This is a genomic window from Roseicyclus salinarum (assembly GCF_029624655.1).
Classification (GTDB): Bacteria; Pseudomonadota; Alphaproteobacteria; order Rhodobacterales; family Rhodobacteraceae; genus Roseibacterium; species Roseibacterium salinarum.
On the sequence record NZ_JARRSA010000001.1, the window covers coordinates 282526 to 307695 of the forward strand.

Consider the following 25170-nt stretch of genomic DNA (forward strand, 5'->3'; position numbering starts at 1 on the left):
TGCGGTCGGGGCCTGCCGCGCCTATTCTCTGCGGAAAGCCCCGTGGTCACCATGACCCGGTGGCCTTGCCCTGTCGTGCGGAGCCCCGCCGCGGACCGGTTCCGGCGCGGCCGAGGTCTTCAGCGGCGGGTGATCGCCCGCCCCACGAAGATCAGGATCGACGCCCCCGCCACGGCGACGATGAGCTGGCCGAAGATGCCCGGCAGCGTTTCGCCCGTCAGGTTGGTCAGGATGAAATTTCCCAGAAGCGCGCCCAGGATGCCCAGGACGATGTTCTTCAGAAGACCGTGCCGGGCCTTCATGATGCGCTCGGCGATCCAGCCGGCGAAGCCGCCGACCACGATCGACATCAACAGGCCAAGTCCTTGCATCCTTCGCTCTCCTCATGTCCGCACGACCCGCAAGACGCAGATCGGTGGCCCTGCGTGACGCCGCCGGCCGCTCAGTCCCGCAGAAGCTCGTTGATGGAGGTCTTCGCGCGCGTCTTCTCGTCCACGCGCTTCACGATCACGGCGCAATACAGGTTCACGCCGTTCTTCGACGGCATGGTGCCCGCCACCACGACCGAGCCGCTGGGAACCTCGCCGTAGAAGACATTGCCGGTCTCGCGGTCGACGATCTTGGTGGACTGCCCGAGGAACACGCCCATGCCCAGCACGGAGCCCTCGCGCACGATGACGCCTTCCACCACCTCCGAACGCGCTCCGATGAAGCAGTTGTCCTCAATGATGGTGGGGCCGGCCTGCATCGGTTCCAGAACCCCGCCGATGCCGACGCCGCCCGACAGGTGCACGTTCTTGCCGATCTGCGCGCAGGAGCCCACGGTCGCCCACGTGTCGACCATCGTGCCCTCGTCGACATAGGCCCCGAGGTTCACGAAGCAGGGCATCAGGACCACGCCGCGCCCGATATGGGCCGAGCGGCGCACGACGCAGGTCGGAACGGCCCGGAACCCCGCGGCCTTCCACTGCGCCTCACCCCAATGGGCGAACTTGCTGTCGACCTTGTCCCACCAGGTGCCGCCCTGCGGCCCGCCGGTCTGCACGCCCATGTCCTGAACGCGGAAGCCGAGCAGCACGGCCTTCTTGGCCCACTGGTTGACGTGCCAAGTGCCGTCCTCGCCGCGCTCGGCCACGCGCAGCTCGCCCTGGTCGAGCGCGTGAAGCGTCGCCTCGATGGCGTCGCGGGTCTCGCCCTTCGTGGCGGGGGTGATCGTATCGCGCGCCTCCCAGGCGGCTTCGATGGCGGTCTCGAGCTGGGCGATCGACATGGGCGCACCTCCGGGGCGTGGTCTGTTGGTTTCGGGGGCTATAGCCGCGGTTCCGGCGGCTGGCAATCCGGGCGGGGCCGGGCTACGTCCTGTAGGCCGCGACCCCGAGAGGACAGGACATGAAGGACGACCCGCCCCAAGGACCTTTCCGCCATGCCGATCAGGACCTGGAATCCACGCGGCACGCGCCGGACACGCCGCAGGCGCGTTCCCCCGCCTACCGGCTTGCCTTCGACGACCCCGACTTCCTGCTGCGCGAGGAATTGCGGCCCGTCCGCCTTCAGCTCGAACTGCTGAAGCCAGAACTGGAACTCGACGCGCGGGGGATCGAATCGACGATCGTCCTGTTCGGCGGCGCGCGCATCCCCAGCCCGGAAAGCCGCGAAGGCGCGCGCAAGGGCAAGCTGTCCGCCATGAGCGGCTACTACGAGGAGGCCCGCCGCTTCGCCCGCGCCGTCACCGAGCGCTCGGTCGAGACCGGGTGCACGCAGAACGTGATCGTCACGGGCGGCGGCCCCGGCGTGATGGAGGCCGGGAACCGTGGCGCGTCCGAGGCCGGCGGCTGTTCCATCGGGTTGAACATCGTCCTGCCGCACGAGCAGGTGCCGAACCGATACGTGACGCCCGAACTGTGCTTCAACTTCCACTATTTCGGCATCCGCAAGATGCACTTCCTTCTGCGGGCCAAGGCGATCGCGGTCTTTCCCGGCGGTTTCGGAACCCTTGACGAGCTGTTCGAAAGCCTGACCCTGATCCAGACCGGGCGAATGGAGCGCGTGCCGGTCCTGCTGTTCGGCGAGGCGTTCTGGCGTGACGTCGTGAACTGGCAGGCGCTGGCCGAGGCCGGCACCATCGCCCCCGAGGACCTGCAGCTGTTCCGCTTCGTCGAGACCGCCGAACAGGCGCTTCAGATCATGGACGACTGGGACTATTCGGGCAAACGCGAGGACATCCCCGGACGCTGAACGGTCAGTCCGGGATGACGTATTCCACGAGGCGGGTGGCGTCGGGCCTTCGGAAACCGTTGTCCGACACCGCCGAGGCGACGAGGGTGCCGTCGGAACGGCGCCAGAGGCCGAGACCCTCGAGGTTCCCGTGCCGCCCCGTGGGCGTCAGAAGCACGACCTCGCCCGGGCCCGGGCCATGCTCACCGGCCGGATACCGCGTGATGCGCGAGGCGAAGCCGCCAAGCGAGAAGCGCCGCTCGAGCACGTAGAGACGCCCGCGGTCGTCGAAATCGAGACCGACCGGGCGGAACGTGCCGAAGCGGGGGATGTTGCCGTAACGCTCCCATACGCCGGACGCGTGGCGGAACAGGGGCGTCGGTCCACGACCCGGCGCGTGTTCGGCAAGCGTGTAGAGGCGGCCGAGACTGTCCGCGGCAAGGCCCTCGTAGGCGCCGTTTCGGGGCAGCGCGTCCGATCCGGGCGGCGGCGCGATGCGCAGACGCTCGCGGCCGTCGCGCCCGTGGATCGCGATGCGCATGTCGCCCTCGAAGGACAGGGCGAGGCGTCCGTCCGGCAGCCGCGCCAGCCCCTCGGCGTCCATCCGGTCGGGCCGCAGCGGCAACCGCCCCTCGGCGTCTGCCAGGGGGCTTGACCGCATGAGGGTCACCGCCGTCACCCGCCCCTGTCCCGCCCCCCGCGCGAAGCTGATCTCGAACATCGTCGCGCGGTCCGACATGACCACCGCCCCCGCGCCGTCGGGGTCCATCACGATGGCCGACAGCCCGCCGAACGCGGCGTTCTGCGGTATCGAAAGCGTGGTGTCGCCCAGCAGGCGCGGCGCGCTCGCGCCGGGGGACGCGAACGACAAGGCGAGCGCCGCGGCCAGACCGAGGCGCAATCCGGCGTGGTTCACGGAAATCCGCTGAGAAGCGCGAGGCACTGGCGCGGGACTTCCGACATCGTGACGCCGTTGCCCCGTGGCGGACCCGGCGGCGCGGGGCGGGCCGGGATATCGCCGGGCCGGGGCGGCGGCGGGTTCAGGATCGCGGCGGCGCGCGCCTCGGCCTCGTCGCAGCCGTCGCCCGGCGGAGGCGGCTCCTGCGGCTCGCATCCGCGCGATCCGGCGGGACAGGCGAGCCGCACATGGAAATGGTAATGGTGCCCTCCCGCCGGGCGGATCCGGTTGAGGTAGCTCCTGTCCCCGGTCTCGTTCCGGCAGAGCCAGACCTTTACGCCGGTGGTCACGAAGATGCGCTCGACCCGCGGATCGCGCGCGGCCAGCCGCAGCACCTGCGCATGATCCGGCGTCCAGTTGTCCGACACCCACGCGCCGCGCTGGGCGCGCACGGAGATGGAGCTGAGGCTTTCGCGCTCGGCCGTGCCGAGGGTCAGGTCGCGCGCGGGCAGCATCCAGATGTCGGCGTCGAGGCCGGACTGATGGCTCTCATGTCCGGTCAGCATCGGGCCACCGCGCGGTTGGCTCATGTCGCCGACGTAAAGCCCGTTCCACGACGTCGTTTCGGCCACCTGACGGCTGAGCGAGGTAACGTAGTCGATCAGTTCCGGATGGCCCCAGTTGCGATTGCGCGAAAGGCGCATCGCCTGCCATGTCGGGCCGGTCTCGGGCAGGGCCTCGGCCCCCGCCACGCAGCCGTTGGAGTAGAAGCCGATCACTTCGGCCTCGTCCGGGGAGCCGTGACGTTCTGCCCCGAAGAACTCGCGCGCCTGCATGCCCGAGATCGTGGCGTCGAGCGGCGGCGCGGTCAGGCTTGCCGTGCAAGCCCCGGCAAGAAGCGTCATCGCGGCGAGAAGCCCGGTCGCGCGCCTCATGCGTGCGCCCCCGGTGACGGATCCGCACTGCGTCCGTCGGGATCGACCCAGATCAGCAGCACGAGCCCGATGGCGAACAGAACGACCAGCGGCGTCACGCCCATCTGCTGGCTGCCGGTGATCTGCGTGACGACCCCGATCGAAAGCGGGGCGATGAAGGACGTGGCCTTTCCGGCAAGCGCATAGAGACCGAAGGCCTCGGTCATGCGTTCGGGGCTGGCCTGCCGGACCATCATGGTGCGGGAGGAGGATTGCAGCGAGCCGCCGCCCGCCCCGATCAGCGCGCCGAGGACGTAGAACGCGATGTCCGGGGCGCGGCTGTCCGGCCCCACGGCGATGCCGAACACGCTGTCGCGGCCGATGAAGACGACGCCCACGGCGACCATCGTCAGCATCAGGACGTTGAACGCGATGACCGGTTTGGGCCCCAGCGCGCTGTCGGCCTTGCCGCCGAGCCACGCGAAAAGCGCACCGGTCAGAACGGCCAGGATGCCGAAGATGCCGACGTCCACGACCGACCAGCCCAGCACGCCCGCCGCGTAGATGCCGCCGAAGACATACATCCCGTTCAGCGCGTCGCGGTAGAACATCGACGAGGCGAGATAGGCGAAAAGACTGCGGTCGCCCGGCAGCGACCTGAGCGTCGCGCGCAGCTCCGGCCATGCCCCGGCAAGCGCGTGGCGCACCGGGATTGCATTCGCGGGGCGGGGGTCCCGCACCCAAAGGAAGAACGGGATCATGAACACGGCATACCAGATCGCCGTGCCCGGACCCACCGCGCGCGTGCCCTCGCGCGCCGCCGCGTCGAGGCCGAGCACCGGGTCGAGGCCGATCAGCGTCTTTCCCGTCTCGGCGTTCTCGGCAAAGAGCAGGAGCATTCCGACCAGTGCAACGAACCCGCCGAGATACCCGAAGGCGAACCCGGTGCCCGAGACGCGGCCAAGGTCCTCGCGCCGGCAGATCGTCGGCAGAAGCGCGTTGGTGAAGATCGTCGCGAACTCCATCCCGATCAGGCCCATGGCGAAGAAGAACAGGATCGCGACGAGGTTGAAGTCGCCGGGCGCGGCATACCACAGGCCCGCCGCGCCGATGACGTACATCAGCGAGAAGAGCCATATGAACGGCATCCGGCGGCCCGACAGGTCGGCCACGGCGCCGAGGAACGGCGCCATGAGCGCGATCACGAGGCCGGCCGCGCCGACGCCGTAGCCCCATGCGGTCTGCGCCGCCGTCCCGTCGCCGAGCAGGTCGTTGACGTAGGGCCCGAAGATGAACGTCAGCAGAAGCGTGTTGTAAGGCTGGCTCGCCCAGTCGAAGGCCCACCACCCCCAGACACGCCGCCGCCCCTCGGGCGGGAGGTCCGCCACGGGCGGCAGGGGCCCCGGTTCGGTGAGCACGGTCATGCCCGCACTCTCCGCGCGCGGTTGCCGTTTGTAAACGTCAATCGGGCGGCGCGCCGAAGCGTGCCCTTCGCCTCAGATCGCCGGCGGCCAGGGCCGCGTCGCGTCCGCGCCGGTCCATTCCGTGGCCCAGTCGGGAAGCGGCGGCGAGGCGCGGTCGACGCCCAGCGCCTCGGCGACGAGACCCGTATCGGTCAGCCGCCCCTTCGTCGTCACCCCGGTGCGCATGAGCGCATGGTGGCAGCAGGTCCCGCCGCGCCACATCGCCTGCTCGATGTAGATGAAGCGCGCATCCCAGCCGATCATCCGGGTGCGTATCTCGAAGCGCTGGAATGGCCGGATGCGGGCGCGGTAGCGGACCGAGGCGCCGGCCACGACGAGGCCCCAGCCCCGGTCCTTCAGAACCTGCCAGAGACCCGTGCGCGCGGCGAGGCCGAAGCGCCCGAGGTCGAACAGCGTCAGGACCCTGCCGTTGTTCATCTCGAGGAAGATGTCGGTGTCCCACGGCAGGCACGTCAGCGGCAGGCGGTGCGTCTCGAACGGGCCGATGCGCGGCTTGCGCCCCTCGCCGAGAAGAACACGGGTCATGCGCAGGAATGGATACATGCGTGCGTCTACATCCGACCTGCCGCCCTTCGGCAAGACCGTCCGTCGCGTCAGCCGCCCCGCGCTTGCACTCGAGCCGCGCGCCGCCTATGTCGCCATGCAGTCCGGACCGTGACCCGGTCCCCGATCCAAAGGCCCGCCGATGACCTCGCTGTTCCAGATCCTGATGCTGCTGCTCGACGTGGCGTTCTTCATCGTGGTCGCCCATGTCATTCTCAGCTGGCTGATCAACTTCGGCGTCCTGAACCTGCGCCAGCCGGTCGTGAGCCAGATATGGGACGGGCTCAACCGCCTGCTGGAGCCCGTCTACGGTCCCATCCGCAGGGCGCTGCCGGCGATGGGGGGCCTCGATCTCGCGCCGCTCGTGGTCTTCATCGCGATTTACGCGATCCGGATCATCCTCACGAACAACGCCGCATTCTTCTACTGAGGCCGCGCCTCAGTTGATGAAGGGCGCGTCGGGCCCCCAGATCTGCTCCACCCGGACGTCGCGGTTGCACGCGTCGCGGTAGAGGTCGTAGGCGACCGATTTCCGCCGCGGTCCGAACCGGGTCAGGATCAGGTCCTGCGAGCGGTAGTAATCCTGGTGGTAATCCTCGGCGGGATAGAACGGGGCCGCGTCGCGCACTGGCGTCACGACCCGGCGACCGATCTCGGCCTCCGCCTCGGCGATCTCCTGACGGGCGATCCGCCGTTCCGCGTCGTTCTCGACGAAGATCGCGGTCGCGTAGCTTTCGCCCCGGTCGCAGAACTGGCCGCCCGCGTCCGTCGGATCGATCGACCGCAGGAACAGCTCGATCAGCCTTTCGTAGGGCAGCACGTCGGCGTCGTAGGTGATCTCGACCACCTCGAGATGGCCGGTGCCGCCGTTCACGACCTGCCGGTAGCTCGGGTTGGGCACCGTGCCGCCGGAAAAGCCCGATACGACCTCGCGCACGCCCTGGACCCGTTCGAAATCGGCCTCGACGCACCAGAAGCAGCCGCCGGCCACGACAGTGGTCCGGATGTCCTCGGCGTGGGCGCGGTTCGGCGAAAGCGTCAGCGCGGTCAGGATCGCGCCTGTCAGCATCGCGATCTTGAGCGTTTCCTTGAGCGGGGTGCGTGGCATGGCAAGTCCTCCTTCTCGTTCTATGGCTCGCGCGGATGCGGCCTTGGGACAAGGCACATGGGCGTGAGGTCACGGCACGGTGAACGACCCGCCGCATCTGGCGCGCGGGCGCGTTACCTGCCAGACATCGCGCATCGGACGTTCGGGCGGGGGGCAACATGAAGATCGCGATGTGGTCGGGGCCTCGGAACCTCTCGACGGCGATGATGTATGCCTTCGCGGCGCGCGGCGACTGCGCGGTCTGGGACGAGCCTTTCTATGCCGCCTGGCTCACCGCGACCGGCGGCCCTCATCCGATGGCGTCCCGCATCGTCGCCACCCATGACAGCGACCCGGCGACGGTCGCCGCGCGCTGCGATGGCCCGCCGCCCGACGGAATGGCGCATTTCTACATGAAGCACATGCCCCACCACATGAGCGCGGATTTTCCGCTGGGGTGGGCCGGAGGCTGCGTGAACGCGCACCTCATCCGACATCCTGCGCGCGTGCTGGCAAGTTACGCCGCCAAGCGCGAGGCCGTCAGCTTCGACGATATCGGCTTTGCCGCGCAGGCCGAGTTCTTCGAGCGATTTCCCGGCCCGGTCATCGACAGCGCGGACATCCGGCGCGATCCCCGCGACACGCTTTCTCGGTTCTGCGCCGAGATCGGCCTGCCCTTCACCGAACGGATGCTGTCGTGGCCGCCGGGGCCAAAGCCCTTCGACGGCGTCTGGGCCGCGCACTGGTACGGCGCCGTCCACCGTTCGACCGGCTTCGCGCAGGCCGAAGGGCAATTGCCGCCCGTCGCGCCCGAGCACGAGGCCATTCACGCCCGCGCGCTTCCGATCTACGAAGCGCTGTCGCGTCACGCCATCCGGCGCTGATCCGGCCTTGAAGGCGAACGGTCCTTCTGCAAGCCTGCCGCACGATGACCGCGTCGCGTTCGGCGCGGCGACTTACGCCCCGTTTCCGAAACGAAGCGGGGGACGAGCTGTGAATTGGACCCCTCGATGACCGCCCACCTGAAGCACCTGTCCGTCGAAACCCCCGAGGCCGGAGAGACGCGGAGCTTCGCCGATGCGTCCGAGGCGGTGGCCTACCTCATCGAGCTTTACGAGGCTTCGACCCGCTTCCTGCGCGGGCGTTTCCGCGAGGTCGTGCTGGATGGCGGCCGGCCCAAGGTCCGATACCGCGCCTTCTACCCCGAGATCAGGATCACGACAACGACCTACGGTCAGGTCGACACGCGCCTGTCCTTCGGCCACGTCTCCGAGCCGGGGACCTACATGACCACGGTCACGCGCCCCGACCTGTTCCGGCACTACCTTACGCAACAGATCGGCCTGCTGATCCAGAACCATGGCGTTTCGGTCTATGTCGGACCCTCGATCACGCCGATCCCGGTGCACTTCGCCGTTCTGAACGACGCCGAGGTGCAGGTGCCGCAGGAGGGCGCGATGTCGTTCCCGCTGCGCGACGCCTTCGACGTGCCCGACCTGCAATCGACGCATGACGACATCGTAAACGGCTTCGGCTTCGTGCACGAGGACGGCTCGGGCGCGCTGGCGCCGTTCACGGCGCAGCGGATCGACTATTCGCTCGCGCGGCTTTCGCATTACACAGCGACACTGCCCGAGCATTTCCAGAACCACGTCCTGTTCACGAACTACCAGTTCTACATGGACGAATTCGTGGCCTTCGCCCGGCAGGCGCTGGCCGATCCCCACAGTGGCTACCGCGCGCTCGTGGGGCCGGGCAACGACATCGTCACCTCGCCCGATCAGCCCCTGAACACGCCCGCGAAACTTCCGCAGATGCCGACATATCACCTGACGCGGGACGGCGGCGGGGGGATCACGCTGGTCAACATCGGCATCGGCCCCTCGAACGCGAAGACGGCGACCGACCATATCGCCGTGCTGCGCCCGCATGTCTGGCTCATGGTCGGGCACTGCGCCGGCCTTCGGAACACGCAGAGCCTTGGCGACTACGTCCTCGCCCACGCCTACCTGCGCGAGGATCGCGTGCTTGACGACGACCTGCCGGTCTGGGTCCCGATCCCGGCGCTTGCCGAGGTGCAGATCGCGCTCGAGGAGGCCGTGGCCGACGTCGCCGAGGTCTCGGGCTACGACCTGAAGCGGATCATGCGTACGGGCACGGTCGCCACCGTCGACAACCGCAACTGGGAACTGCGCGACCAGGCCGGCCCGGTGCAGCGCCTCAGCCAGAGCCGGGCCATCGCCCTCGACATGGAAAGCGCCACGATCGCCGCGAACGGTTTCCGCTTCCGGGTGCCTTACGGGACGCTTCTATGCGTCTCGGACAAGCCGCTCCACGGGGAGCTGAAGCTGCCGGGCATGGCCTCGGCGTTCTATCGGACGCAGGTTTCGCGCCATCTTCTGATCGGAATCCGCACGATGGAAAAGCTTCGCGAGATGCCGCTGGAACGCCTTCACAGCCGGAAATTGCGGTCTTTCGAGGAAACGGCCTTCCTCTGAAGGGAAAAAACCGTCAGAAAAACGGCGCATAGGCTATGTTTTTGCCCCTATGACGTCCGCCAACCGTTGTGTGGCTCCACAACATTCGGTTACTTTCGCGCCAACGGGCTCAACGGCTCGGGCAGTATCAGGAGAAGAACTGACATGGCACAGAAACCCATGACCAAGACGCAACTCGTCGCTGCACTCGCCGACGAGATGGACGGCGACAAGAAGACGGCATCCGCCGCACTCGACGCGATCTCCGCAGTCGTGAGCAAGGAAGTCGGCAGCGGTGGCGCCGTCACGATCCCCGGTATCGGCAAGATCTACTGCCGCGAGCGCCCCGAGCGCATGGTGCGCAACCCCGCCACCGGCGAGCAGATCAAGAAAGAGGCCGACAAGCAGGTCAAGGTGACGATCGCCAAGGCGCTCAAGGACAGCGTGAACGGCTGATTGCCGCCACGTCGCATTCGTGAAAGGGTCGCGTCCTGACGAAGGGCGCGGCCCTTTCCTTTCCGGGGGCTGCGGACGACGATGGACTTTCGTGCACTGGGGCTGGGGCTCGCGTTCGCCCTGATCTGGTCTTCCGCGTTCACGTCCGCGCGCATCATCGTCGAGGCGGCGCCGCCCCTCATGGCGCTTTCGCTGCGCTTCTTCCTTTCGGGGCTCATCGGGATCGGCGTCGCCGCGGCGCTGGGACAGACCCTCAGGCTCAGCCGTGCGCAATGGCGGGCGGTCCTGATCTTCGGCATCTGCCAGAACGCGCTGTATCTCGGGCTCAACTTCGTGGCGATGCAGACGGTCGAGGCTTCGCTCGCCGCGATCATCGCCTCGGCGATGCCGCTACTGGTCGCCGCGGCGAACTGGGGCCTTTTTCAGGAGCGCCTGCCGCCGCTCGGGATCGCGGGTCTGACGGCGGGCTTCGTCGGCGTCGCGATCATCATGGCCGACCGCTTCGGCGGCGGCGCGGACATGGTCGGGGTCGTGATGTGCTTCGTGGGCGTCGTGGCGCTGACGGCCGCGACCCTCACGGTCAAGAGCGCCGCGTCGGACGGCGGGAACCTCCTGATGGTGGTGGGCCTTCAGCTGATGGTGGGCGCCATCGCGCTGCTGCCGCCGGCGCTTCTGCTCGAGACGGTCGCGGTCGACTGGTCATGGCAGCTCGTTGCGGCCTTCGGCTACACGACGCTGATGCCGGGGCTGGCCGCGACCTTCATATGGTTCAAGCTTGTCGGGCGGATCGGCGCGACGCGGGCCGCGACGTTCCATTTCCTCAACCCGTTCTTCGGCGTGGCCATTGCCGCCGCGCTTCTGGGCGAGCGTCTTACGGGCGCCGACGTCCTCGGCGTGGTGATCATCGCCGCCGGCATCCTCGCGGTGCAGCTTGCGCGGGTGCGGCCCGTCCGCGAGGCCTGAGCGCGGGCTCTTGATGACGGGACGCCCCCGTTTGCCATCCGGGGGCGTGAAGCATCCTGTGGCTCACGACGCGGCAGTCGAGACCACGACCGAGACGTTGTCCACGGCCCAGGCAGCGCCGCCTTGCGTGGCCTCGAGGCGAAGCGACAGCGCCTCGCCCGGATTTTCCACCGCGATCCAGACGGCGTAGTCACCATCGGCCTGGCGGCGGACCACGACGTCCGGTGCGTCGCTGCGCCCGGCCAGATCCTCGATCACCGTGTCGCCGTTGACCATGACGGTCAGTCCCTCTCCGGACCAACCGTCGAGCACGCGGAGGTCGAAGGCGACCTCGACGCGGGAGGCTTCGGACGGCAGGCCGTAGTTCCTCTCGATCGCCCCGGTGTCGAGAGGGCCCAGCATGTTGCGCAGTTCGCCCTGCCGGGACGGCGGCAGGACCGCGTCCCACCCCGGCGCGCCGAAGCTGAAATCCTCGAACGAGACGAGCCTTTCGTCCTCGGTCAGCACCTGCAAGCCGCCCGCGATCGCCGAACGTCCCGGCGTGTCATCGGGTGCCGTGCGGATCATCGTGGCCAGAAGAAGCGCCGCGGCGAACGTCGAGGTCGCGACCAGCGCCCAGTCGATCGAAACGCGATTACGGAACGCGCGTGAGCTGAAATCGAGCTCCATCAGACATCCTTAATTTTTCCCCAGTTCCGCCATAATTGGCGTCAAAGATGGCGGAAAAAAGGCAAACAGACGGAAGAAAAGTGCCAGTGTTTCGCATCCCGGGGTTGTCCGGCCAGGCGTCCGCCGTTGAGGCGGGATGGTCAACAATGGACGCCCGGGGTGCTAGCCGATGCGGCCGCGGTTCGCGCCGACCTGCCCCCGGTGCAGAAGCATGTGATCGAGAAGGACACAGGCCATCATCGCCTCGCCCACCGGGACGGCGCGGATCCCAACGCAGGGATCGTGGCGGCCCTTCGTGACGATGTCGGTCGCCTCGCCCGATTTCGTGATCGTCTTGCGTGGGGTCAGGATCGACGAGGTCGGCTTGACCGCGAAACGGACGATGACGTCCTGACCGGTCGAGATGCCGCCAAGGATGCCGCCGGCGTGGTTCGAGGAATAGACGGGCCCGTCCTCGCCCATCGCGATCTCGTCCGCGTTCTGGCTGCCGGTCAGAGCGGCCGAGGCCATGCCGTCGCCGATCTCGACGCCCTTGACGGCGTTGATCGACATGCAGGCGGCTGCAAGATCGGTGTCGAGCTTTCCGTAGATCGGCGCGCCCAGGCCCGCCGGAACGCCGCGCGCCGCAAGCTCGATCACCGCGCCGACGCTGTCCCCGGATTTCCGCAGCGCGTCGAGGTAGTCGGCCCAGTCGGCGGCGGCCTGCGGATCGGGCGTCCAGAAGGGATTGCGCTCGATTTCGTCCCAGTCGAAGCGGGAGCGGTCGATGCCGTGCGGCCCCATCTGCACCATATAGCCCGTGACCCTGAGGCCCGGCGCCAGTTCGGCCAGCGCCGCGCGCGCCACGCCGCCCGCCGCCACCCGCGCCGCGGTCTCGCGCGCCGAGGACCGGCCGCCGCCCCTGTAGTCGCGGATCCCGTATTTCTGCCAGTAGGTGATGTCGGCATGCCCGGGCCGGAACTTCTCGGCGATGTCGCCGTAGTCCTTCGACCGCTGGTCGGTGTTGCGGATCATCAGCTGGATGGGGTGGCCCGTGGAGACGCCTTCGAACACGCCCGAAAGGATCTCGACCTCGTCGGCCTCGCGGCGCTGCGTGGTGTACCTGTTCTGGCCCGGCTTGCGCCGGTCGAGCCAGGTCTGGATCGCCTCGGGCGTCACCGGCACGCCCGGCGGGCAGCCATCGACCGTCGCGCCAAGGGCGGGACCGTGGCTTTCGCCCCAGGTCGTGACCCGGAAAAGATGGCCGAACGTGTTGAAGGACATGGCGACCGTGCTCCCTTTGCTCGCGAGCGAGTTAGCGGTCCGGCGCAGGATTGCCAACCCATCTCGCCCCTTGCCAGCCCCGGGGGGCTGGCATAGGTCTTCGGATACCTCGGGGTGGTCCAAAGGGACCTGAGATGCGCTGGAGAATGCGCGAACCCGTTGAACCTGAACCGGTTAGGACCGGCGGAGGGAAGGTTTCGGGATGCTCATCGGGTCTCGGCTTCACTTCGCCCGTCGCATGGAGGAGTGAAATGAGACACGCCATACTTGCAGCGGGATTGACCATCGTCGCGGGAATGGGCCAGGCCCAGACGCCCGTGCTGACGGTCTATACCTATGACAGCTTCATCCCCGAATGGGGCCCCGGCCCGGCCATCGAGCAGGCGTTCGAGGCGCAATGCGGCTGCGACCTGCAGTTCGTCGGCGCGGGCGACGGCGCGGCGCTTCTGGCGCGCATCAGGCTGGAGGGCGCGCGCTCTGAGGCCGATGTCGTGCTTGGCCTCGACACAAACCTGACGGCGGCGGCGGCCGGGACCGGCCTTTTCGCGCCGCATGGCGTCGATGCGTCCGGCCTGACGCTTCCGGTGGCCTGGGACGATCCGCTGTTCCTGCCCTTCGACTGGGGCTATTTCGCGTTCGTTCACGACACCTCGCTGGAAGATGTGCCTGGCAACTTCGAGGAGCTTGCGGCCTCGGACATCTCCATCGTGATCCAGGATCCCAGGTCCTCGACGCCGGGTCTCGGTCTTTTGATGTGGGTCCAGGCGGCCTACGGAGAGCGCTCGGGCGAGATCTGGGAAGGCCTGTCGGACAACATCGTCACGGTGACGCCGGGCTGGTCGGAATCCTACGGCCTGTTTCTGGAGGGCGAGGCCGACATGGCGCTGTCCTACACGACGTCGCCCGCGTATCACCTGATCGCCGAGGACGACCCCACGAAGGCCGCAGCGCCCTTCGACGAGGGTCATTACATGCAGATCGAGGTCGCGGGCGTGCTGGAAGGCAGCGATCAGCCCGAACTTGCGCGAGACTTCCTGCGCTTCATGCTGACCGATGGCTTCCAGACCATCATCCCCACGACGAACTGGATGTATCCCGCCGCGCTTCCGGCCGAGGAACTGCCGGCGGGCTTCGAAACGCTCGTCGCCCCCGAGCGCGCGCTGATCTTCAGCCCCGACGAGGCGGCGGCCGTCCGCGACATGGCGATAGAGACGTGGCAAGGCGCGCTCAGCCGCTGAGCGGGCCTGCACGGGCGGGCGCGGCGCTGTCCGCGCTCGTCGCGCTTGCGGTGCTCGGGCCGCTTCTGGCCGTCGCGCTGTCGGCGGAGGGGCCCGGCCGCCTCGGGCCGGGCGACGTGGCGGCGATCCGGTTCACGCTGGTGCAGGCGGTCCTCTCGGCGTTCCTGAGCGTCGCCGCCGCGATCCCGGTCGCGCGCGCGCTGGCGCGCAGGCGCTTCGCGGGGCGGCGTCTGCTCGTCGCGCTGATGGGTGCGCCGTTCATCCTTCCGGTGATCGTCGCGGTGCTGGGCCTTCTGGCCATCTTCGGCCGCGCCGGCTGGCTGAACGCGGCGCTCGAGGCAATGGGGGCCGGCGCGGTCTCGATCTACGGGCTGTCGGGCATCGTCCTTGCGCATGTGTTCCTGAACCTGCCGCTGGCCGTCCGGCTGCTGCTGCAGGCGTGGCTTGCGGTCCCGTCCGAGAGGATGCGCCTTGCCTCCTCGCTCGGCTTTTCGGGCCGCGACATGCGCCGCCACTTCGAGCGGCCGATCCTCAAGGCGGTGTTGCCCGGGGCCTTCGCGATCATCTTCCTGATCTGCGCGTCAAGCTTCGCCGTCGCGCTGATCCTCGGCGGCGGCCCGCGCGCGACCACTGTCGAGCTTGCGATCTACCAGGCCTTCCGCTTCGATTTCGACCTCGGGCGTGCGGCGCTTCTGGGTGTCGTGCAGGTGCTTATCTGCCTTGCCGCGGGGCTGCTTGCGCTGGGCCTCGCGCGCGGGCGGGACCTTGGCGAGGGGCTTGACCGTCCGGCCCTGCCGTGGCCCGGAGACCGCGCCACCGCGCGGGCCGGGGACGCGCTGACGATCACCGCGGCTGCGCTGTTCCTCCTGCTGCCGCTTCTGGCCGTGGTCATCGAGGGCGTCGGCGCCGTCGCCGGGCTTCCGCCGGTGGTCTGGGCCGCCGCCCTCCGCTCGGTCCTTGTGGCGCTGGGATCGACGGCGGCGACGGTGGTTCTGGCCGTGCCCATCGCCATCTTCGCGGCGAGCCGTCGCGGTTCGGGCGGGGTCGAGGCGGTGACGGCGCTATCGATCGCCGTCTCCCCACTCGTGGTCGGCACGGGCCTGTTCCTCATCCTTTTCCCGATCGCGGACCCTGTCGCGCTCGCGCTTCCGGTCACGGGCTTCGTCAACGCGCTCGTCGCGCTTCCGTTCGTCCTGCGCGCCCTGATCCCCGCCGTGCGGCAGGCCGAGGCGGGGCAGGGGCGGCTTGCCGATGCGCTGGGGCTGACCGGCTGGCCGCGGCTGAGGCTGGCCATTCTGCCGAGGCTTCGCCGGCCGCTGGGCTTCGGCGCGGGCCTTGCCGCAGCCTTTTCCATGGGCGATCTGGGGGTGATCGCGCTTTTCTCCTCGCCGGGGGAGGCGACGCTGCCGATGGAGATGTATCGCCTGATGGGATCCTACAGGACCGACGACGCGCAGGGCGCGGCGGTGCTTCTGCTGCTCCTCGCGCTTGGCCTGTTCTGGCTGTTCGACCGTGGGGGGCGCGTCGATGCTGCGGCTTGATGACGTGGACCTCCGGCTTGGCGACTTTCGGCTGTCGGTCGCGACCGAGATCGCGCCGGGAGAGCGGGTCGCGATCCTCGGCGCGTCGGGCAGCGGCAAGAGCACGCTTCTGTCCCTGCTGGCCGGGTTCCATGCGCCCGATCGCGGCCGCATCCTCTGGGGCGGGCGCGACCTGACAGCGATGCCGCCGGCCGCGCGGCCCATGTCGATCCTGTTCCAGGACGGGAACCTGTTTCCGCACCTCACGGTCGCGCAGAATGTCGGCCTCGCGTTGCGGACCGATCTGAGGATTGGCGCGGCCGAGGTGGCGCGCGTGCGCGAGACGCTCCGGCGCGTCGGCCTTGGCGGCATGGAGGACCGGCGCCCCGCCGATCTGTCCGGCGGGCAGCAGGGGCGTGCGGCCCTTGCGCGGGTCCTGCTTCAGGACCGGCCCGTGGCGCTGTTGGACGAGCCGTTCTCGGCGCTCGATCCCGCGCTTCGCACCGGGATGCTGGGCCTCCTGCAAGACCTGTGGCGGGAGCACGGGATGACCTTCCTGATGGCCACCCACGATCTGCGCGACGCCGAGCGTCTGTGCGACCGGCTGTGGCTGCTCGACGAGGGGAAGGTGGTTCTGGACCGTGCGGTCGAAGGCGTGCGCGACGACGCACCGGACGTTCTGCGCGACTGGTTCTAGAAAGCAGAACGCGCCCCCGAGGGGGCGCGTCCGACGTGGTCCGAAGGTCTGTCCGGCGTCACTCGGCCGGGGAGGAGCCTTTGACGCGCGACTTGACCGGGGCCCAGATGCGCTTGTTCGTCAGGTAGAGCAGCACCGACAGGATGCCGAGCATGATGACGGCGGTAAAGCCCATCTGCTTGCGGTCCATCAGCATCGGTTCGGCCGTCCAGGTCAGGAAGGCTGCAACATCCTGCGCCATCTGCTCGACCGTCGCGGGCGTGCCGTCGTTATAGACCACGGCGTCATCCCAGAGCGGCGGAGCCATCGCGATGTAGCCCGATGCGTAGGTCTCGTTCTCGTAGAGGACCGAACCGAACTGTTCCTGCTCCTCGCCCGTGTAGTGGGTCAGAAGCGAGGCGACGTATTCCGGCCCGCCGATGCCCCGGAACAGCTGGTTCAGCCCGAGGCCGTAGGGGCCGTGGAAGCCTGCGCGCGCCTTGGTCATGAGGCTCAGGTCCGGCGCGTTCTCGAGCGACGACATCGGGAAGTGGTCGTTCGGGGTGGCCATGCGCCAGTCCTGAAGCTCCTCGTCGTACACCTCGATGAAGTTCATCTCGATGTAGGCGCGGACCTCTTCCTCGGTCAGGCCGGGGCCGTTCTCGGCGGACAGCGTCCTGAGCGGGACGTAGCGCAGGCCGTGGCAAGCCGAGCAGACCTCGGTGTAGACCTGAAGGCCGCGCTGCAGCTGGTTCTGGTCGAAGCGGCCGAAGGGACCCTCGAAGGAAAAGCTGTAATCCTCGACGTAACCCTCGCCGCCGGCGGCGAGCGCCGCCCCCGAGGAGAGGGCGAGCGTCGCGGCCGCAGCAGTGCTGATGGCAAGTTTCCTGAGCATTCTCAGTTTCCTTTCTCTCACTCGGCCGGCGTTTCGGTGGCGCCCAGGGTCTTGGTGCCGCCGGTCTTGGCCGAGAGATTCGCCTTGTAGTCCTGTTCGATCGTCTCGGGCTGCGGCAGCGGCTTCTCGATGACGCCGAGAAGCGGCAGGATCACCAGGAAGTAGGCGAACCAGTAGGCCGAACCGATGAGCGCGATGTAGGGATAGATCCCCTCGGCCGGCATTGCGCCTGCCCACATCAGGACGAAGAAGTTCACGACGAACAGCCAGAACCACCACTTGAACAACGGGCGATAGCGGCCCGAGCGGACCGACGAGGTGTCGAGCCACGGCGCCAGGGCCATGACCACGATGGCCCCGAACATCGCCAGCACGCCGAAGAACTTGGCGTCGATGATGCCGCCGGTGAGGAAGCTCGCCAGCATCACCACCCAGACCTCGCCGTCAAAGGCGCGCAGGATCGCGTAGAACGGCAGGAAGTACCATTCCGGCACGATGTGTGCGGGCGTCACCAGCGGGTTGGCCTCGATGTAGTTGTCGGGGTGGCCGAGGTAGTTCGGCATGAAGCCGACGATCGCGAAGAAGACGACAAGGATCACGGCGAGCGCGAAGAGGTCCTTGATCACGAAGTAGGGCCAGAATGGCAGTGTGTCGCTTTCGGCCTCCTTCTTGGAGGTGCGGCGGACCTCGACGCCCGTCGGGTTGTTGTTGCCCGTCGTGTGGAAGGCCCAGATGTGCACGACCACGAGCCCGAGGATCACGAAGGGCAGCAGGTAGTGCAGCGACAGGAACCGGTTCAGCGTGGCGTTGTCCACGGCCGGTCCGCCCAGAAGCCAGGTCTGGATCGAGTCGCCCACGAACGGGATCGCGCCGAAGAGACCGGTGATCACGGTGGCGCCCCAGAACGACATCTGGCCCCAGGGAAGGACGTAGCCCATGAAGGCCGTGCCCATCATCATGAGGTAGATGAGCATCCCGATGATCCACGTGATCTCGCGCGGGGCCTTGTAGGAGCCGTAATAAAGACCGCGGAAGATGTGCAGGTAGACCGCCACGAAGAACAGCGAGGCGCCGTTCTGGTGGATGTAGCGGATCGCCCAGCCGCCGTTCACGTTGCGCATGATGTGCTCGACCGAGGCGAAGGCCAGGTCGACATGGGGCGTGTAGTGCATCACCAGTATGATGCCGGTGATGATCTGCATCACGAGGCAGAAGGTCAGCACGATGCCCCAGATCCACATCCAGTTGAGGTTCTTGGGGGTCGGGATCATGATCGTGTCGTAGATCAGACCGACGATCGGAAGCCGTTTCTGCAGACCTTTTTCCCAGTCCGCTTTCGGCTCGTAATGGTCGTGGGGAATTCCGGACATGTCTCGTTTCTCCCTCGCTTAGCCGAGCAGGATCGTGGACTCGTCCACGAACTCCGCCACGGGAATGGGCAGGTTTTCAGGTGCGGGGCCGCGGCGGATACGGCCGGCGGCGTCGTAGTGCGATCCGTGGCAGGGGCAGAACCAGCCGCCGAAGTCCCCGGCGCCGTCGCCGATCGGGACGCAGCCGAGGTGCGTGCAGACGCCGACCTGGACCAGCCACTCGCCGCTGTTCTCGCCGGTGAAGTCCGGCATCGACCGGTTCTCGTCCGTCGCAGGCACGTCGCCCTGCAGGTTCGGGTTGCGCGCGATGGGATCGACCAGGTCGCCCACGTCGACCGCACGGGCCTCCGCGATCTCTTCCTCGGTCCGGTGCCGGATGAACACGGGCTTTCCGAGGAACAGAACGGTCAGCTGGGTGCCGACGGCGACGCCCGAGACGTCAACCCGCATCTGGCTGGCGGCCTGAACGTCGGCGGACGGGTTCATCTGGTTCACCAGCGGCCAGACGGCCGCGCCGGCGACGACGGTGCCGACACCGGCCGTCGCATAATAGAGAAAGTCGCGGCGTGTGCCGGATTGGTCCTCTGCGTGTGACACGATTTCGCGTCCCCCTTGGCTGGGGCCCGGGCATGGCCGCCGGGCCGGGCAACAGATTCAGATGCGCATGTCCAGGCGCAATCTGGCTGCGCGGTGTCTATGACCGGACGAGATAGGCGTCTACGGGACAAACGCGCGCATCCGGGCCGAAATGTCGCATGTCGTGCCGACTGGGTCCAGCGGGCCACGGATTTTCCCTTCATGGGCGAAAGATAGGCGGATCCGACAGCCTTGAATTGCGGAGCCCGCAGCAGGGCCCGCCGTCATGACGCTCGATTCGACAGGATCGGCGACGCAACCGCGTCCGATCCCGCCAGATCGAGGCGCATCTTCCGGTGCAGAATGCCCGAACCGTCGTCGAATTCCGGCCCTTCCGCCGCGAAGCCGAGGCGCGCGTAGAACCCGATCGCCTGCAGCTGCGCATCGAGGGCGGCGCTGGCGAAGCCGTTGCGGCGCGCATGGTCCAGCAGGTGCTCCATCAGCGCGAGGCCGAGGCCGGTCCCGCGGTGCGGTTTCGCGACCGCGACGCGACCGATCTTCGCAACCGTTCCGTCCGGGATCAGGCGGGCGGTTCCGGCCGGACCCTCCGGGCCGATGGCAAGGAAATGCGTCGCGATCTCGTCGGCCGCGTCCCATTCCTCGGCTTCGGGGATCGCCTGCTCGTCGATGAAGACGGCGCGGCGGATATCGAAGCAGGCCTCGCGCTCGGCCGCGCTTCGCGCCGGGGCGATCCTCATGCGGCGGGCGCCGCGGTCGCGGTCATCGACGGGCGGGCCGAAAAGACCTCGAACCACGCGGCAAGCTCGGGCCGTCCGGCGCGCCAGTCGCGGTCGCCGTGGCGCAGGTCGAGGTATCCGAGCGCGCAGGCGACGGCGACCTGGCCCATGTCGGGACGCCCCTGCAGATGGCTCATCCAGCTGCGCTCCACCGCGTCGAGGGCGCGCGCGACCTTGGTCCACTGCGCCTCGAACCACGGCTGCCACCACAGCTCCTCGGGGCGGAAGCGCTTCTCGTAGACGATGGCGAGCGCCGCCTCCATGATTCCGTCCGCTGTCGCCTCGAGGGTCAGCACCTCCCAGAGCCGCGCCTGCGGATACATGCCCGCGCCCGAACGGTCGTCGAGGAAGCGGCAGATCACGTTGCTGTCGTAGAGCGTGGGACCGTCCTCGCGCACCAGCGCAGGGATCTTGCCCAGCGGGTTTGCGGTGTTCACGCGGTCCTCGCCCCCCATCGGCGAAGCCGCCACGTCGACCTCCTGCACGCCGTCGATCCCGGCCTCGGCGATCAGGACGCGCACCTTGCGCACGAAGGGCGATGCGCCCGAACCCATGAGCTGCAGCATCAGGCGCGATCCATCCGGAACCGGCCGAGGATCGTCGCGTCGATCGCGACCCCGGGCCCGTTGCGGCCAAGCCGGGCGACGCGGCGGAAGCGGCCGCTGCCGTTGAGCTGGTTGTCCTCGCGCCGGAGCGTCATGCCCTCGGGCGTGGCGTCCATCTCGTCCTCGACGGGCTGCGACAGCCGCCCCCGTTCGAGGGCGCGGCTCGCGGCATAGGCCGCAAGTGCGACGGCGCCATAGCGAAGGGCAAGTCCGGCGACGGGGGCGATCGGCAGGGCCATCGGCGCGCATCCTCTCGGCTGTGATGTCTCAGCCAAGATGTAAGCCAGCGCTCACGGCTTGTCCATTTCCCCTGAGCCGGCACGCATCAGGCGGGCGAGCGTCCCGAGCTCCTGTCCGATGCCCGAACCCGCGATCAGGTCGGCCGCGGCAAGGCGCATCGCGTCGGTCTTGTTCTGGTTCAGCTTCCAGGTGCCGTCGATCCCGCTGACGGCAAGGCGGAAGGGAAGGATCGTCCGCATCATCCGCTCCAGGGTATCGCCGGTCATCTTGTCGGCGGTCCAGGGCGTCTTGGGCAGACGGCCCTCGAAATGCGCCGATATCCTGTCGAGGTGCGCGCGCATCGTCGCGGGATCGGCGGGTTCCAGCGTTCCGCGCAGATGCACGGCGACATAGTTCCATGTCGGCACCTGGTTGGCGTCGCCATACCAGTCGGGCGAGACGTAGCCGTCGGGGCCCTGCACCGCGATCACGGCGTCCGTCTGCCCCGTGGCCATGCGCGCGATCGGGTTCGAGCGCACGAGGTGCATCTCGGCCTCCGTCCCGTCGGCGTTCAGCAGGAACGGCACATGGGCCAGAAGCGGCCCGCCCTCGGCATTGACGCACAACGTCCCGAAGCCGCGCGCGCGGGCGAAGTCGAGGCTGGTCGCGGCGGGCGTCGCACGAAAGGCGGGATTGGGGTGCATCGGCCGTCCTCAGGCAACAAGGCGCCGGCCGTCATGGCCCTCGATCGTGGCCGAGACGATCCGGCCCTCCGGCATGTCCTGCGGGAACGAGACCTCGGCGAACTGCTCCGTCCGGCCCAGGCGGGGCGATTCCATCAGGACGGCGTGGGTCCGCCCGACCTGCGCGCCCAGATGCGCGGCGACGGCGCGTTCGCCCAGCGCGCGCAGCCGCGCCGCGCGCTCGCGGATCGCCCGGCCGTCCACCTGCGGCATTCGCGCGGCGGGCGTGCCGGGGCGCGGGCTGTAGGGAAAGACGTGCAGCCACGTCAGCCGGCAATCATCCACCAGCCGTAGCGAATTCTCGAACTGCGCCTCGGTCTCGGTCGGGAAGCCCGCGATGATGTCCGCGCCGAAGGTCATCTCGGGGCGCAGCGCGCGCGCCTCCTCGCAGAAGCGGATGGCGTCGTCGCGCAGGTGCCGGCGCTTCATCCGCTTCAGGATCAGGTCGTCGCCATGCTGAAGCGACAGGTGCAGATGAGGCATCAGCCGCGGCTCGGTCGCGATAGCCTGCATCAGGTTCTCGTCCACCTCGATCGAATCGATCGACGAGATGCGAAGCCGCGGCAGGTCGCCAACCAGACGCAGGATGCGCATGACAAGGTCCCCCAGCCGCGGCGCACCAGGCAGGTCCGCGCCCCAGCTGGTAAGGTCCACGCCGGTCAGCACTATCTCTTCGTAGCCGCGGTCCACCAATCTCCTGATCTGGTCCACGACGACGCCCGCGGGCACCGAGCGGGAATTCCCGCGTCCGTAGGGGATGATGCAGAAGGTGCAGCGGTGGTCGCAGCCGTTCTGGATCTGGACATAGGCGCGCGAGCGCGTGCCGAACCCGTCGATCAGGTGCCCCGCCGTCTCGGTCACGGACATGATGTCGTCGACGCGCACCTTCTCGGTCTCGCCGACGAAATCCGCCGCAAGGCCCGTCCATGTCGCGGGTTGCATCTTTTCGGTATTGCCGATCACGAGGTCGACCTCGGCCATGGCGCGGAACGTCTCGGGCTCGGTCTGCGCGGCGCAGCCGGTGACGACGAGCTTTGCGTCCGGATGGGCGCGCCGCAGCTTGCGGATCTCCTGCCGGGCCTTGCGCACCGCCTCGGCGGTCACGGCGCAGGTGTTCACGACCACGGTGTCCTCGACGCCCGCGGCTGCGGAAAGCTCGCGCATTGCCTCGGTCTCGTAGGCGTTCAGGCGGCAGCCGAGCGTATGGAAGACGGGGGCGCGGCGATCCATCAGAGCGCCTCCAGGAATTGCGGTGTCAGGGTTCCGGTGAAGACGTGCGCCGTGGGGCCGGTCATCCAGACGCCGCTGTCGCGCCATTCCACTGCGATCTCGCCGCCGTCGAGCGCGAGGCGCACCTTGCGCCCGGTCAGACCCCTCCGCACCGCCGCCACCGCCACGGCGCAGGACGACGAGCCCGAGGCAAGCGTGACGCCGGTCCCGCGTTCCCAGACGCGCATCCGCAGGTGATCGGGTCCCAGGAGGCTTGCGAACTGCACGTTCGTGCGCTCGGGGAACAGGGGATGCACCTCCAGCGCGCGGCCCCGCGCCTCGAGGTCGACCGCATTTGCGTCCGCGACGAAGAAGGTGCAGTGCGGGTTGCCCATGGAGGTCGCCACCGGATCCCCCTCGATCGGGAGGTGCAGGGTGTCCGCCGCCTCGGCAAGCGGGATCTCGCGCCACTCGATCATCGGATGGCCCATGTTGACCGATGTCAGCCCGTGGCCCGCATCCCGCGCCCGCAGGAGTCCGCGATCGGTCCGGATCGTGAGCTCGGTGGCGCCGGTCGCGTCCATCTCGTGGCGCGCGATGCAGCGGGTGGCGTTTCCGCAGGCCGCCGACAACGATCCGTCGGCATTGTAGAACGTCAGGTGCAGGTCCGCCTCGTCGCACGGTTCGATCACCGTGAGCTGGTCGAAACCGACGCCCCGGTGCCGGTCGGCCATTGCACGCGCCAGCCCCGCGGTCACGCGGCGGGAGGACACCCGCGCGTCGATGACCACGAAGTCGTTGCCCAGCCCATGCATCTTCATGAAGGGCAGGCCGGATCGGCGTGCGACGTCAGACATGCGCGGGCATATACATCGCCCGCAGGCACGTTTAAATCCCTCTCGGGTTTTTCCCTTGACGCACTTTGCCCGCCTGCGTAGGAACGCCGCCTGAGCGGGCCCGTAGCTCAGTGGTAGAGCAGTTGACTTTTAATCAATTGGTCGAAGGTTCGAATCCTTCCGGGCTCACCATCTTTCCCCACCAGCGCCGGCAGCACCTCCGTCAGCGGCCCCGCCGTCCACCAACCTGCTGACGATCTCCGTCCGGCTGCGCAGCTGGTTCGGCTGAAGGTGCGCGTAGCGCTGGGTCATCGCCGTGGACGAGTGGCCCAGAAGCTCCTGCACCTCGTACAGGCTCACGCCGTTGTTGATCAGAAGGCTGGCGAAGGTGTGCCGCAGGTCATGGATGCGCACGTCGGGCAGCCCGGCGGCGTCGCGCGCCTTGAAGTAGGCGATGTGGAAGCTGTTGTAGCAGGTTCCGGTGCGCGGGTTGAGAAACACGTAATCGTCCGCGCTCACCCTAAGGCCCAACTCGCGCGAGCGCGCCTCGGTCCTGCGCAGGACCTGGATCGCGGCGGCGCTCAGCATGATGCGCCGCGAGCGGCCGTTCTTCGAGACGGGCACGCGCCACAGCCCGACGGCGATTTCCATGTCGCGCCACTTGGCCTTGCGCGCCTCGCCCTTGCGCGCGCCGGTGAGAAGCAGGAAGCGGATGAACAGCGACAGGTAGGGATGGTTGATGCGGTCGCACTCGGCCAGAAGGCGCGCGATCTCCTCCTGCGACAGGAACCGCTGGCGGTAGTCGCCGGTCGCGAGTTTCCGCAGGTAGGGCGGCGGACGCACGCCCTCGGGGATCGCGCCCCAGTCGCGGGCGGTCCGCAGCAGCCGGTTCACGAGGAAGATGTGCTTGTTGATCGTGGTGTTCTTCAGCGCCTCCTGCACCTGGCGCCTGAGCCACGCGTTCAGCGCAAGCGGCGTGATCTCTTCCCAGCGCATCGGCCCAAGGGTGTCGCGCAGGTGTTTCTCGTAGGTCAGCCGCGTGTGCCGATGCCCCCGCGTCGTGGCAAGGCAGTGCGGGAAGTAGTGCTCGTCGAAGAACGCGTTCAGGGTTTCCGCGGGCTCGCAGAACGAGAAACCGCGCTCGACAGGATCGATCTGGGGCTCAAGCATTATGGCTCACCTTCCCACTGCCCAAGACAGAGGAGCGACCGTAAAACGGCCATTCGTACGCCGCGAATTTCGGGTAGGACCGCGCACCGCAGGATGCGCGCAGTTTAAGGGGGCCCTTGCTGGATCGAGTCTGGTCGTCTCGGCAATCGATCGACGTCGGTGCGGCGAATTGATCTGCCGCTTTGCTGCTCCCCTGAAGTGCCTCCGGAAGTAATCTTGGCTGAAAGGAACTTCAACGGTTTTTTCAGAAGCAGTATCTTCGCTACGACTGCCCTTGTGGCAACCGCTGGCGTAGCAATGGCCGACGTCGCGATCAGCGGCTACGCCGAAATGGGTATCGCGGGCGGC

General features: G+C 68.2%; 28 protein-coding genes, 1 tRNA gene and 1 riboswitch. Of the genes, 10 read left to right on the forward strand and 19 right to left on the reverse strand.

The genetic code is table 11. The annotated features are described in order from the left end of the window. Positions 1-119: 119 nt before the first annotated feature. Together P6F26_RS01350 and dapD are read right to left on the reverse strand one after the other, a co-directional pair. Positions 120-371 (reverse strand): GlsB/YeaQ/YmgE family stress response membrane protein, encoded by a 252-nt coding sequence (locus P6F26_RS01350; protein ID WP_278026826.1) that lies wholly within the window; start codon positions 369-371, stop codon positions 120-122. Positions 372-442: 71 nt separating this feature from the next. After that, positions 443-1270, reverse strand: a complete 828-nt coding sequence (gene dapD / locus P6F26_RS01355) for a 2,3,4,5-tetrahydropyridine-2,6-dicarboxylate N-succinyltransferase (RefSeq protein ID WP_278026827.1) — start codon at positions 1268-1270, stop codon at positions 443-445. 119 nt (positions 1271-1389) lie between these two features. Here dapD and P6F26_RS01360 point away from each other — a divergent pair, with 119 nt between their 5' ends. Next, a complete protein-coding gene (locus tag P6F26_RS01360) occupies positions 1390-2235 on the forward strand; it encodes an LOG family protein (protein WP_278026828.1) in 846 nt (281 codons plus the stop codon). 4 nt (positions 2236-2239) lie between these two features. Here P6F26_RS01360 and P6F26_RS01365 read toward each other — a convergent pair whose 3' ends face one another. From P6F26_RS01365 to P6F26_RS01380, 4 genes are all read right to left on the reverse strand, one after another. Continuing rightward, positions 2240-3130 (reverse strand): esterase-like activity of phytase family protein, encoded by an 891-nt coding sequence (locus P6F26_RS01365; protein WP_278026829.1) that lies wholly within the window; start codon positions 3128-3130, stop codon positions 2240-2242. Then, on the reverse strand, positions 3127-4047 hold the full coding sequence (gene mepA, locus P6F26_RS01370) for a penicillin-insensitive murein endopeptidase (protein WP_430736704.1): 921 nt from the start codon (positions 4045-4047) through the stop codon (positions 3127-3129). The genes P6F26_RS01365 and mepA overlap by 4 nt, the downstream gene beginning before the upstream one ends. Further along, positions 4044-5450, reverse strand: coding sequence for an MFS transporter (locus P6F26_RS01375; protein WP_278026830.1), 1407 nt, complete (start codon positions 5448-5450; stop codon positions 4044-4046). The genes mepA and P6F26_RS01375 overlap by 4 nt, the downstream gene beginning before the upstream one ends. Positions 5451-5522: 72 nt before the next feature. Continuing rightward, positions 5523-6035 (reverse strand): acyl-CoA thioesterase, encoded by a 513-nt coding sequence (locus P6F26_RS01380; RefSeq protein WP_347403025.1) that lies wholly within the window; start codon positions 6033-6035, stop codon positions 5523-5525. Between the two features lie 160 nt (positions 6036-6195). Between P6F26_RS01380 and P6F26_RS01385 the strand changes: the two genes are divergently transcribed. Continuing rightward, a complete protein-coding gene (locus P6F26_RS01385; RefSeq protein ID WP_278026832.1) occupies positions 6196-6483 on the forward strand; it encodes a YggT family protein in 288 nt (95 codons plus the stop codon). 9 nt (positions 6484-6492) lie between these two features. On the opposite strand, the gene msrA is transcribed toward P6F26_RS01385, so the two are convergent. Continuing rightward, positions 6493-7161 carry a peptide-methionine (S)-S-oxide reductase MsrA gene (msrA, locus tag P6F26_RS01390; protein WP_278026833.1) on the reverse strand — a complete coding sequence of 223 codons (669 nt, stop codon included), beginning with the start codon at positions 7159-7161 and terminating at the stop codon, positions 6493-6495. A gap of 158 nt (positions 7162-7319) precedes the next feature. On the opposite strand from msrA, the gene P6F26_RS01395 reads away from it, so the two are divergent. From P6F26_RS01395 to P6F26_RS01410, 4 genes are all read left to right on the forward strand, one after another. After that, positions 7320-8024 (forward strand): sulfotransferase-like domain-containing protein, encoded by a 705-nt coding sequence (locus P6F26_RS01395; protein WP_278026834.1) that lies wholly within the window; start codon positions 7320-7322, stop codon positions 8022-8024. 126 nt (positions 8025-8150) lie between these two features. Then, entirely contained in the window at positions 8151-9638 is a 1488-nt protein-coding gene (locus P6F26_RS01400) for an AMP nucleosidase (RefSeq protein WP_278026835.1), read from the forward strand. 144 nt (positions 9639-9782) lie between these two features. After that, positions 9783-10073, forward strand: coding sequence for an HU family DNA-binding protein (locus P6F26_RS01405; RefSeq protein WP_278026836.1), 291 nt, complete (start codon positions 9783-9785; stop codon positions 10071-10073). Between the two features lie 81 nt (positions 10074-10154). Next, entirely contained in the window at positions 10155-11036 is an 882-nt protein-coding gene (locus tag P6F26_RS01410; protein WP_278026837.1) for a DMT family transporter, read from the forward strand. 63 nt (positions 11037-11099) lie between these two features. On the opposite strand, the gene P6F26_RS01415 is transcribed toward P6F26_RS01410, so the two are convergent. Together P6F26_RS01415 and aroC are read right to left on the reverse strand one after the other, a co-directional pair. Continuing rightward, complete coding sequence (locus P6F26_RS01415; RefSeq protein ID WP_278026838.1) at positions 11100-11705, reverse strand: hypothetical protein; 606 nt, start codon at positions 11703-11705, stop codon at positions 11100-11102. A gap of 162 nt (positions 11706-11867) precedes the next feature. Further along, positions 11868-12968, reverse strand: coding sequence for a chorismate synthase (gene aroC / locus P6F26_RS01420; RefSeq protein WP_278026839.1), 1101 nt, complete (start codon positions 12966-12968; stop codon positions 11868-11870). Positions 12969-13068: 100 nt separating this feature from the next. Then, a riboswitch (TPP riboswitch) is annotated at positions 13069-13177 on the forward strand. Positions 13178-13219: 42 nt separating this feature from the next. On the opposite strand from aroC, the gene thiB reads away from it, so the two are divergent. From thiB to P6F26_RS01435, 3 genes are read left to right on the forward strand one after another with little or no spacing between them, the layout of a single operon-like run. Continuing rightward, entirely contained in the window at positions 13220-14206 is a 987-nt protein-coding gene (gene thiB, locus P6F26_RS01425; RefSeq protein ID WP_278026840.1) for a thiamine ABC transporter substrate binding subunit, read from the forward strand. After that, positions 14182-15747, forward strand: coding sequence for an ABC transporter permease family protein (locus tag P6F26_RS01430; RefSeq protein ID WP_278026841.1), 1566 nt, complete (start codon positions 14182-14184; stop codon positions 15745-15747). The genes thiB and P6F26_RS01430 overlap by 25 nt, the downstream gene beginning before the upstream one ends. After that, positions 15734-16423, forward strand: a complete 690-nt coding sequence (locus P6F26_RS01435) for a thiamine ABC transporter ATP-binding protein (protein WP_278026842.1) — start codon at positions 15734-15736, stop codon at positions 16421-16423. Before P6F26_RS01430 ends, P6F26_RS01435 begins: the two co-directional genes overlap by 14 nt. 58 nt (positions 16424-16481) lie before the next feature. On the opposite strand, the gene P6F26_RS01440 is transcribed toward P6F26_RS01435, so the two are convergent. The 9 genes from P6F26_RS01440 to dapF form a co-directional block, all read right to left on the reverse strand. Continuing rightward, a complete protein-coding gene (locus tag P6F26_RS01440; protein WP_278026843.1) occupies positions 16482-17297 on the reverse strand; it encodes a cytochrome c1 in 816 nt (271 codons plus the stop codon). A gap of 17 nt (positions 17298-17314) precedes the next feature. Beyond that, positions 17315-18667, reverse strand: coding sequence for a cytochrome b (locus P6F26_RS01445; RefSeq protein WP_278026844.1), 1353 nt, complete (start codon positions 18665-18667; stop codon positions 17315-17317). An 18-nt stretch (positions 18668-18685) separates the two neighbouring features. Further along, positions 18686-19264, reverse strand: coding sequence for a ubiquinol-cytochrome c reductase iron-sulfur subunit (gene petA, locus P6F26_RS01450; protein ID WP_278026845.1), 579 nt, complete (start codon positions 19262-19264; stop codon positions 18686-18688). A gap of 263 nt (positions 19265-19527) precedes the next feature. Beyond that, on the reverse strand, positions 19528-20001 hold the full coding sequence (locus P6F26_RS01455) for a GNAT family N-acetyltransferase (protein WP_278026846.1): 474 nt from the start codon (positions 19999-20001) through the stop codon (positions 19528-19530). Next, positions 19998-20603, reverse strand: coding sequence for a glutathione S-transferase (locus tag P6F26_RS01460; protein ID WP_278026870.1), 606 nt, complete (start codon positions 20601-20603; stop codon positions 19998-20000). Before P6F26_RS01460 ends, P6F26_RS01455 begins: the two co-directional genes overlap by 4 nt. Positions 20604-20605: 2 nt before the next feature. Then, entirely contained in the window at positions 20606-20884 is a 279-nt protein-coding gene (locus tag P6F26_RS01465; protein ID WP_278026847.1) for a hypothetical protein, read from the reverse strand. Between the two features lie 51 nt (positions 20885-20935). Further along, on the reverse strand, positions 20936-21568 hold the full coding sequence (locus tag P6F26_RS01470; protein ID WP_278026848.1) for an FMN-binding negative transcriptional regulator: 633 nt from the start codon (positions 21566-21568) through the stop codon (positions 20936-20938). Between the two features lie 9 nt (positions 21569-21577). After that, positions 21578-22837, reverse strand: a complete 1260-nt coding sequence (mtaB, locus tag P6F26_RS01475) for a tRNA (N(6)-L-threonylcarbamoyladenosine(37)-C(2))-methylthiotransferase MtaB (protein ID WP_278026849.1) — start codon at positions 22835-22837, stop codon at positions 21578-21580. Beyond that, positions 22837-23673: a diaminopimelate epimerase gene (gene dapF, locus P6F26_RS01480; protein ID WP_278026850.1), complete on the reverse strand. Its 837-nt coding sequence runs from the start codon at positions 23671-23673 to the stop codon at positions 22837-22839. The genes mtaB and dapF overlap by 1 nt, the downstream gene beginning before the upstream one ends. Positions 23674-23769: 96 nt before the next feature. Here dapF and P6F26_RS01485 point away from each other — a divergent pair. Then, positions 23770-23844 (forward strand) — tRNA-Lys (locus P6F26_RS01485). Here the strand turns inward: P6F26_RS01485 and P6F26_RS01490 are convergent. Further along, positions 23839-24822, reverse strand: coding sequence for a tyrosine-type recombinase/integrase (locus tag P6F26_RS01490; protein WP_278026851.1), 984 nt, complete (start codon positions 24820-24822; stop codon positions 23839-23841). The two genes, P6F26_RS01485 and P6F26_RS01490, sit on opposite strands and share 6 nt — an antisense overlap. Positions 24823-25170 lie beyond the last annotated feature (348 nt).

Excerpts from the sequence above, each read along its gene's own strand:
- P6F26_RS01455 (WP_278026846.1), bottom strand. The coding sequence starts at position 20,001 with ATGAGGATCGCCCCGGCGCGAAGCGCGGCCGAGCGCGAGGCCTGCTTC.
- mepA (WP_430736704.1), bottom strand. The coding sequence starts at position 4,047 with ATGAGGCGCGCGACCGGGCTTCTCGCCGCGATGACGCTTCTTGCCGGG.
- P6F26_RS01400 (WP_278026835.1), top strand. The coding sequence starts at position 8,151 with ATGACCGCCCACCTGAAGCACCTGTCCGTCGAAACCCCCGAGGCCGGA.
- P6F26_RS01395 (WP_278026834.1), top strand. The coding sequence starts at position 7,320 with ATGAAGATCGCGATGTGGTCGGGGCCTCGGAACCTCTCGACGGCGATG.
- P6F26_RS01470 (WP_278026848.1), bottom strand. The coding sequence starts at position 21,568 with ATGCACCCCAATCCCGCCTTTCGTGCGACGCCCGCCGCGACCAGCCTC.
- msrA (WP_278026833.1), bottom strand. The coding sequence starts at position 7,161 with ATGCCACGCACCCCGCTCAAGGAAACGCTCAAGATCGCGATGCTGACA.
- P6F26_RS01385 (WP_278026832.1), top strand. The coding sequence starts at position 6,196 with ATGACCTCGCTGTTCCAGATCCTGATGCTGCTGCTCGACGTGGCGTTC.
- P6F26_RS01465 (WP_278026847.1), bottom strand. The coding sequence starts at position 20,884 with ATGGCCCTGCCGATCGCCCCCGTCGCCGGACTTGCCCTTCGCTATGGC.
- aroC (WP_278026839.1), bottom strand. The coding sequence starts at position 12,968 with ATGTCCTTCAACACGTTCGGCCATCTTTTCCGGGTCACGACCTGGGGC.
- P6F26_RS01440 (WP_278026843.1), bottom strand. The coding sequence starts at position 17,297 with ATGCTCAGGAAACTTGCCATCAGCACTGCTGCGGCCGCGACGCTCGCC.
- P6F26_RS01405 (WP_278026836.1), top strand. The coding sequence starts at position 9,783 with ATGGCACAGAAACCCATGACCAAGACGCAACTCGTCGCTGCACTCGCC.
- P6F26_RS01375 (WP_278026830.1), bottom strand. The coding sequence starts at position 5,450 with ATGACCGTGCTCACCGAACCGGGGCCCCTGCCGCCCGTGGCGGACCTC.
- P6F26_RS01410 (WP_278026837.1), top strand. The coding sequence starts at position 10,155 with ATGGACTTTCGTGCACTGGGGCTGGGGCTCGCGTTCGCCCTGATCTGG.
- P6F26_RS01445 (WP_278026844.1), bottom strand. The coding sequence starts at position 18,667 with ATGTCCGGAATTCCCCACGACCATTACGAGCCGAAAGCGGACTGGGAA.
- P6F26_RS01490 (WP_278026851.1), bottom strand. The coding sequence starts at position 24,822 with ATGCTTGAGCCCCAGATCGATCCTGTCGAGCGCGGTTTCTCGTTCTGC.
- dapF (WP_278026850.1), bottom strand. The coding sequence starts at position 23,673 with ATGTCTGACGTCGCACGCCGATCCGGCCTGCCCTTCATGAAGATGCAT.
- mtaB (WP_278026849.1), bottom strand. The coding sequence starts at position 22,837 with ATGGATCGCCGCGCCCCCGTCTTCCATACGCTCGGCTGCCGCCTGAAC.
- P6F26_RS01350 (WP_278026826.1), bottom strand. The coding sequence starts at position 371 with ATGCAAGGACTTGGCCTGTTGATGTCGATCGTGGTCGGCGGCTTCGCC.
- dapD (WP_278026827.1), bottom strand. The coding sequence starts at position 1,270 with ATGTCGATCGCCCAGCTCGAGACCGCCATCGAAGCCGCCTGGGAGGCG.
- thiB (WP_278026840.1), top strand. The coding sequence starts at position 13,220 with ATGAGACACGCCATACTTGCAGCGGGATTGACCATCGTCGCGGGAATG.
- P6F26_RS01360 (WP_278026828.1), top strand. The coding sequence starts at position 1,390 with ATGAAGGACGACCCGCCCCAAGGACCTTTCCGCCATGCCGATCAGGAC.
- P6F26_RS01415 (WP_278026838.1), bottom strand. The coding sequence starts at position 11,705 with ATGGAGCTCGATTTCAGCTCACGCGCGTTCCGTAATCGCGTTTCGATC.
- P6F26_RS01435 (WP_278026842.1), top strand. The coding sequence starts at position 15,734 with ATGCTGCGGCTTGATGACGTGGACCTCCGGCTTGGCGACTTTCGGCTG.
- P6F26_RS01380 (WP_347403025.1), bottom strand. The coding sequence starts at position 6,035 with ATGACCCGTGTTCTTCTCGGCGAGGGGCGCAAGCCGCGCATCGGCCCG.